Annotated in this window: 7 protein-coding genes; 5 read left to right on the top strand and 2 right to left on the bottom strand. The window is 72.9% G+C overall.

Annotation, left to right across the window (positions count from 1 at the left end):
* The coding region (locus JWQ92_RS09995; protein WP_297344309.1) for a MinD/ParA family protein at window positions 1-1,013 on the top strand (1,013 nt) is incomplete at its 5' end.
* A 10-nt stretch (window positions 1,014-1,023) separates the two neighbouring features.
* On the top strand, window positions 1,024-1,515 hold the full coding sequence (locus tag JWQ92_RS09990) for a peptide deformylase (RefSeq protein ID WP_297344308.1): 492 nt from the start codon (window positions 1,024-1,026) through the stop codon (window positions 1,513-1,515).
* A gap of 14 nt (window positions 1,516-1,529) precedes the next feature.
* Here the strand turns inward: JWQ92_RS09990 and JWQ92_RS09985 are convergent, their stop codons facing one another.
* Window positions 1,530-3,353: a long-chain fatty acid--CoA ligase gene (locus JWQ92_RS09985; protein ID WP_297344307.1), complete on the bottom strand. Its 1,824-nt coding sequence runs from the start codon at window positions 3,351-3,353 to the stop codon at window positions 1,530-1,532.
* 94 nt (window positions 3,354-3,447) lie between these two features.
* Between JWQ92_RS09985 and JWQ92_RS09980 the strand changes: the two genes are divergently transcribed.
* The 3 genes from JWQ92_RS09980 (at window position 3,448) to JWQ92_RS09970 (ending at window position 6,560) form a co-directional block, all read left to right on the top strand.
* Window positions 3,448-4,425, top strand: coding sequence for an ROK family glucokinase (locus JWQ92_RS09980; RefSeq protein WP_297344306.1), 978 nt, complete (start codon window positions 3,448-3,450; stop codon window positions 4,423-4,425).
* Between the two features lie 63 nt (window positions 4,426-4,488).
* A complete protein-coding gene (locus JWQ92_RS09975; RefSeq protein ID WP_297344305.1) occupies window positions 4,489-5,175 on the top strand; it encodes a 1-acyl-sn-glycerol-3-phosphate acyltransferase in 687 nt (228 codons plus the stop codon).
* A gap of 56 nt (window positions 5,176-5,231) precedes the next feature.
* Entirely contained in the window at window positions 5,232-6,560 is a 1,329-nt protein-coding gene (locus JWQ92_RS09970; RefSeq protein ID WP_297344310.1) for a class II 3-deoxy-7-phosphoheptulonate synthase, read from the top strand.
* 43 nt (window positions 6,561-6,603) lie between these two features.
* Here the strand turns inward: JWQ92_RS09970 and JWQ92_RS09965 are convergent.
* Window positions 6,604-6,817 (bottom strand): hypothetical protein (locus JWQ92_RS09965; protein WP_297344304.1); only part of this gene is annotated, 214 nt, incomplete at its 5' end.

Below are 6,817 nucleotides of genomic sequence, written 5' to 3'. Positions count from 1 at the left end.
TCCCGCGCCTCGACGGGGCCGGCACCGCCAGCCGCCGCGAGCGCCGCGCCGGCGCGCCCTCCGGGGAGCCCGAGTCCGCCGCGATGCTCACGCCGGACCGCCTCATCGAAGGCGGCGGCCGCATCCGTCAGGCGCCGACCGGCACCTGGAACAGGTTCGTCTACGCCGCCACCCTGCACCGCCTCAACCTCGGTGACTCGGCGGCCGAGCGCGCCCGCAAGGAGCAGGCCGCCCGCATCGCGAAGGTGTTCGAGGGCGGCACCCGGTTCGTGCCCGTGCTCACCCGCAAGGGCGGCGTCGGTAAGACGACCGTCACGACCCTGCTCGGGATGACCCTCGCGACGATCCGCGAGGACCGGATCATCGCGATCGACGCGAACCCCGACCGCGGCACGCTGTCGGAGCGTGTCACGAAGCAGACGAGGGCGACCGTCCGCGACGTGGTCACCCGGGCGAACGCGGTCGGCGGCTTCACCGACTTCTCCACGATGGTGTCCCGCGACGAGACGCGCCTCGACATCCTGGCGTCCGACACGGATCCGCTGCTGTCCGAGGCGTTCGACGAGAACGACTACAACGTGGTCGCCGACCTCGCCGCACGCTTCTACTCGATCGCCCTCACCGACTGCGGCACGGGCATCGTGCACTCGGTCATGCGGGCGACGCTGCAGCGGGCCGACTCGGTCGTGATCGTCTCCGGCGGCAGCGTCGACGAGGCGCGGCTCGCGTCCGAGACGCTCACGTGGCTCGAGGCGAACGGCTACGGGGACCTGGTGCGCAACGCCGTCGTCGCGATCAACACGGCGACGCACGGCACCAGCCTCGTGAAGCTCGATGAGATCGAGTCGCACTTCGCGTCCCGCGTGCGCGAGATCGTGCGGATCCCGTACGACCCGCAGCTCGCGGCCGGCTCGGTGGTCTCCTACAAGGATCTCCGGCAGGTCACGAAGGACGCCGCCCGCACGCTCGCCGCCCTCGTCGTCGACGGGCTGCCGGCGCGCCGCGACGCCTGACGCGACGAGCGTGGCGGTCCGCGAGATCCGGCTCTTCGGCGACCCGGTGCTCCGCTCGGTGGCCGCGCCCGCCGGCCCCACCGACGCACGGCTCGAGTCGCTCGTGACCGATCTGCTCGACACCGTGCAGCTGCCGGGACGGGCCGGTGTCGCGGCGAACCAGATCGGCGTGGCGGTCCGGGCCTTCGCCTACAACGTCGACGGCCGGATCGGCTACCTGCTCGATCCGGAGCTCGTCGAGGTGCGGGGCGAGCCGGAGGTGTTCGACGAGGGCTGCCTCTCCGTCCCCGGCCTCTCGTTCCCGACCGTGCGGCACCCGTGGGCCCGGTCGGTGGGGCGGCAGCTCGACGGATCCGAGGTCGAGGTCGTCGGGGAGGGCGTGCTCGCCGAGGCCCTCCAGCACGAGCAGGACCACCTCGACGGGCGGGTGTACCTGTCCCGGCTCGAGCCGTCGGTGCGCCGCGAGGCGATGGCCGCCGTCCGGCGCGCCCCCTGGTTCTGACCGCGGCCCCCGGGTCAGTGCGGGGAACCCGCCGTGTGCTTCGCCTTCGCGTCCGCGTACAGCCGCTCGATGCGCTCGGCGCACTGCTCCAGCACGACATGGCGCTTGACGCTGAGCTTCGGCGTCAGCTGTCCGCCCTCCTCGGTGAAGTCGTCGGGCAGGATCTCGAACGCCCGCACCCCCTCGGCCCGGGAGACCCGGGTGTTCGCCACGTCGATCGCGCGCTGCACCTCCTCGCGCACGGCAGGCAGCTGCGCCGCGTCGCCGACGGAGAGGGAGCGGTCGAGTCCGTGGTTCCCGAGCCACGTCGGCAGCATGTCGGCGTCGAGCGTGACGAGCGCGGCGATGAACGGCCGGCCGTCGCCGACGACGACCACCTGGCTGACGATCGGGTTGGCGCGGATCGGGTCCTCGAGCTCGGCGGGGGCCACGTTCTTGCCGCCCGACGTGACGATGATCTCCTTCTTGCGACCCGTGATCGTGAGGTAGCCGTCCTCGTCGATGCTGCCGATGTCGCCGGTGCGGAACCAGCCGTCGTCGAATGCGGCCTCGGTCGCCTCCGGGTTGCGCCAGTACTCCCTGAACACGTCGATGCCGCGCAGCTCCACCTCGCCGTCCGCTGCGATCCTCACGGCGACGCCGGGCAGGGCGGGTCCGACGGTGCCGATCTTGAACTTCGACGGCCGGTTCACCGTGGCGGGCGCGGTGGTCTCGGTGAGCCCGTATCCCTCGAGGATCGTCACGCCCATCGCGCGGTAGAAGTGGCCCAGCCGCTTGCCGAGCGGCGCGGATCCGGAGACGGCCCACTCGACCCGCCCGCCGAGCGCGCGGCGCAGGGTGCGGAACACGAGCGCGTTCGCGACCGCGAACCGCGCGGCGAGACCGACGGGCACCGATCCCGCGTCGCGGGCCTCCGAGTAGGCGATGCCGGTCTCCGCCGCCCAGCGGAAGATCCGCCCACGGCCGGTGGACGCCGCCTTCTGCTCCGCGGAGTTGTAGACCTTCTCGAACACCCGGGGGACCGCGAGCAGGAACGTCGGCCGGAACGAGCCGAGCGCGGGCAGCAGCTTCGACGTGTCCGCCTGGTGACCCACCTTCACGCCGCCGTGCACGCACAGCACCGCGATGAAGCGCGCGAACACGTGGGCGAGCGTGATGAAGAGGAGCGTCGACGCCTGCGGGGAGACGACCTCGGGGATCGCGAGGGTCGTGTTGCGGGCGAGTTCCACGAAGTTGCCGTGCGTGAGCACGCAGCCCTTCGGCCGGCCCGTGGTGCCCGCCGTGTAGATGATCGTCGCGATGTCGCTCTCGGTCGCCAGCTGCCTGCGCCGCTCGATCTCCTCGTCGGAGACGCCCCTGCCGCCCTCCGCCAGCTTCTCGAGGTCGCCGAGCCCGAGCTGCCACACCTCGCGGACGTCGGGCAGGTCGGCCCGCACCTCGTCGACCCGCGTGAAGTGCTCCGGGGTCTCCACGATCACGGCGGAGCAGCCGGAGTCGCCGAGGATCCACCGCACCTGCTCCGGAGCGCTCGTCTCGTAGATCGGCACGACGAACGCGCCCGCGTACCAGGCGGCGAAGTCCACGAGCGTCCACTCGTACCGCGTGGAGGAGAGCAGCCCGATCCGTTCGCCCGCCTCCAGGCCGGCGGCGACGAAGCCCTTCGCGAGCGCCACGACCTCGGCGAGGAAGGCCTCACCGGTCACGTCACGCCAGCCGTCGCCGTCCGGACGGGCGAAGAGCGCGGCGCCGGGCGCCTGCTTCACCCGCTGCGCCAGCAGGTCGGCGACGTTCAGCGCCGGCTCCGCGGGGATCAGCGCCCGCGCCTCGAACTCCTGCACAGCAAGGCTCCTTCGCGTCCGGCAGACCCCGATCCTACCGACCGGTCCGTCGGCACAGCCCGAGTGGGCGGCCCACGCCCTAGGCTTTCGAGCCGTGCAGGCGATCGGGATCGACATCGGCGGCACCAAGATCGCCGGCGGCCTGGTCGACGAGTTCGGTGCCGTCACGGGCTACACGCGGGTGCCGACGGATGCGGCCGACCCGGCCGCGCTCGAGACGTCGGTCGTCGAGATGGTGCGGGGACTCGCGGCGGGCCGGAGCCTGCCCGTCGGCGTCGCCGCCGCGGGGTTCGTCGACGCGGGGCGGTCGGTCGTCTACTACGCGCCGAACATCCGCTGGCGCAACGAGCCGTTCCGGCAGCACCTCGAGGGGCGCCTCGGCCTGCCCGTCGTGATCGAGAACGACGCGAACGCCGCCGGCTGGGCCGAGTTCCGGTACGGCGCGGGCCGGCTCGTGTCCGACATGGTGATGATCACGAGCGGCACGGGCGTCGGCGGCGCGATCGTGACCGACGACCGGCTGCTCCGCGGCGGCTTCGGCGTCGCGGGCGAGATCGGTCACCTCCGCGTCGTGCCGGGCGGCCTGCCGTGCGGCTGCGGCGCGCACGGCTGCATCGAGCAGTACGGGTCCGGGCGGGCCCTGCAGCGGATGGCGAACGAGATCGCGGACGGCGGCGGCATCGGTGTGCCGCTGGCGCTCGCCAGGAAGGCCGCGGGCGGGAAGCTGAACGGCGGGGTGATCGCCCGGCTCGTCGCCGAGGACGATCCGGGGGCGCTCGCCGCGCTCCGGCAGCTGGGCGGCTGGCTCGGGCAGGCGATGGCGAGCCTCGCGGCCGTGCTCGACCCGCAGCTGTTCGTCGTCGGCGGGGGCGTGGCGTCGTCGGGGGAGAAGCTGCTGGGGCCCATCCGCGCCGCGTTCCTCGACCACCTGCCGGCCCGCGGCTACCACCCGGAGCCGGCGTTCGCGGTCGCCGAGCTCGGTAACGACGCGGGCGTCGTCGGCGCGGCCGACCTGGCCCGGCTGCACTTCGGCGAGCATCCCGGCGAGTACTCGGCGAGCGGGCGGGGCTGACGCGGCACCGGGACGCTCCTCGGCATCCGATACCCTTCGAACCCGGGGAAAGGGACGCCGTCGATGTTCTACTGGTTCATGAAGCACGTCTTCGCGGGCCCGTACGTCCGGCGCACGTTCCGCCCGTGGACGACCGGCCTCGAGAACGTGCCGGCCACCGGCGCGGCCATCCTCGCGTCGAACCACATGTCGGTGATCGACTCGATCTTCCTGCCGCTCGTGCTGAAGCGGCCGGTGTTCTTCCTCGCGAAGCGGGAGTACTTCACCGGCCGAGGGCTCCGCGGGTTCGTCATCCGCAACCTGATGCGCTCGCTCGGCCAGCTGTCGATCGACCGGTCGGGCGGCAAGGCGTCGGAGGCGTCCCTCGAGACGGGGCTCGAGGTGCTCGGGCGCGGCGAGCTGCTCGGCATCTACCCGGAGGGCACCCGAAGCCCGAACGGGAAGCTCTACCGGGGACGCACGGGCGTCGCCCGGATGATCCTGCAGGGGCACGTGCCGGTGATCCCGGTGGCCATGATCGACACCGACAAGTCGATGCCGATCGGCAAGCGCATCCCGCGCGTGAAGCGGGTCGGGGTCGTGATCGGGGAGCCGCTCGACTTCTCGCGGTTCTCCGGCTTCGAGTCCGACCGCTTCATCCTCCGGTCGATCACGGACGAGATCATGGTGGAGATCGCCCGCCTGTCCGGCCAGGAGTACGTCGACGTCTACGCGAGCACCGTGCGGCAGTCCGTCGCACCGGTCGCGTGATCGAGGGGACCCGAGTGATCGACTCCACCGAACCCGTGGTCGCCGCACGCCCCGGCGTGGTCGCTGGCCTCGACCACTGGCGCACCCTGCCCATCGACCAGCAGCCGTCCTGGCCCGACCCGGAGCGCGTCGCCGAGGCGGCCGCCGAGGTCGCCGCGATGCCGCCGCTCGTGTTCGCCGGCGAGATCGATCAGCTGCGCACGCGGCTCGCCGCCGCCGCGGAGGGCAGGGCCTTCGTGCTGCAGGGCGGCGACTGCGCCGAGACCTTCGCCGGCGCGACCGCGGACCAGATCCGCGCGCGGGTGAAGACGCTGCTCCAGATGGCGGTCGTGCTGACGTACGGCGCCTCCGTCCCCGTCGTGAAGATGGGCCGGATGGCCGGGCAGTTCGCGAAGCCCCGCTCGAGCGAGTCGGAGACGCGCGGCACCACCACGCTGCCCGCGTACCGGGGCGACATGGTCAACGGCTACGACTTCACCGCCGAGTCCCGCCGGCCGGACCCGGCCCGGCTCGTGCGCGGCTACCACACCGCCGCCGCGACGCTCAACCTCGTCCGCGCCTTCACCCAGGGCGGGTTCGCCGACCTGCGCCAGGTGCACAGCTGGAACCGCGGCTTCGCGTCGAACCCCGCGAACCAGCGCTACGAAGGGCTCGCGGGCGAGATCGACCGGGCCGTGCGGTTCATGGAGGCGGCCGGCGCCGACTTCGACGAGCTGACCCGGGTCGAGTTCTACACCGCGCACGAGGCGCTCCTGATGGAGTACGAGCGGGCGATGACCCGCATCGACTCCCGCAACGGCACGCCCGTCGACACGTCGGCGCACTTCGTCTGGGTGGGGGAGCGGACCCGCGCGCCCGGGCACGCGCACCTCGACTTCGTCGCCCGCATCCGCAACCCGATCGGCGTCAAGCTCGGGCCGTCCGTCACGCCGGACGAGCTGGAACGGATCGTCGATCTGCTCGACCCCGACCGCGAACCCGGGCGGCTCACGCTCATCACCCGGATGGGCGCCGGCCGGATCCGCGACGCCCTGCCGCCACTGCTCGAGGCGTCGAAGCTGCTCGAATCGACGCCGCTCTGGATCACCGATCCGATGCACGGCAACGGCATCACGACGCCCACCGGCTACAAGACGCGCCGGTTCGACGACGTCGTGGACGAGGTGCAGGGCTTCTTCGCCGCCCACCGCGCAGCGGGCACCAACCCGGGCGGCATCCACATCGAGCTGACCGGCGACGACGTCACCGAGTGCCTGGGCGGCTCGGAGCACATCGACGAGTCCGACCTCGCGAGCCGCTACGAGTCGCTGTGCGACCCGCGGCTGAACCACATGCAGTCGCTCGAGCTCGCGTTCCTCGTCGCCGAGGAGCTCACGCGCCGCTGACGCGCCGCTCGGCGCGGCGGCTCCAGGCGCGATGGGTCCGGGGTCAGCCGGTGGGGCCCGTGGAGACGACGAGCCGCAGCACCGTGCGCGCGGGCACGCTCGCCGTGCCGGGCAGCGCGGTCCCGTCGACGTCCGCGACGCGGACGACCGTGCCGGCGTCGCGCACCGAGGCCACGTGCAGCGCCGGGCCGAGGCGGAAGCCCGCCGCGTGCATCAGGCGGGTGGCCGCCGCGCTGCGGGAGCCGCGCACGGCGGGG

The sequence above is a fragment of the Amnibacterium sp. genome (assembly GCF_025463795.1).
Classification (GTDB): domain Bacteria; phylum Actinomycetota; class Actinomycetes; order Actinomycetales; family Microbacteriaceae; genus Amnibacterium.
The sequence above is the reverse complement of the archived record's forward strand: the minus strand, read 5'-3'. Positions and strand labels throughout refer to the sequence as shown.

Excerpts from the sequence above, each read along its gene's own strand:
- JWQ92_RS09975 (WP_297344305.1), top strand. The coding sequence starts at position 4,489 with ATGTTCTACTGGTTCATGAAGCACGTCTTCGCGGGCCCGTACGTCCGG.